This window comes from Pseudoalteromonas sp. GW168-MNA-CIBAN-0100, from assembly GCF_040309225.1.
Lineage (GTDB): Bacteria > Pseudomonadota > Gammaproteobacteria > Enterobacterales > Alteromonadaceae > Pseudoalteromonas > Pseudoalteromonas arctica.
In genome coordinates, this window is record NZ_JBEOOL010000387.1 from 1 (window position 1) to 299 (window position 299).

Sequence of the window (299 nt, forward strand, 5' to 3'; positions counted from 1 at the left end):
TGGGTCGTTAGCTCAGTTGGGAGAGCATCGCCCTTACAAGGCGAGGGTCACTGGTTCAAGTCCAGTACGACCCACCATTCTTAGAATGGTGCATATTACAAGAAAATCTAAATGGGTCGTTAGCTCAGTTAGAAAAAAGAGAGCATCACCGCTATTTACAAGTAACGGCGAGGTTCACTGGTTAAAGTCCAGTACTATTTATTTTAATAGTAGCGTTTTAATTTATATGTGGGTGATTAGCTCAGTTGGGAGAGCATCGCCCTTACAAGGCGAGGGTCACTGGTTCAAGTCCAGTATCA

General features: G+C 44.1%; 1 tRNA gene. It reads left to right on the top strand.

Annotated features, from left to right (window positions below):
- Position 1: 1 nt before the first annotated feature.
- Positions 2–77, top strand: a tRNA-Val gene (locus tag AAEY62_RS21605).
- The last annotated feature ends 222 nt before the right edge of the window (positions 78–299 follow it).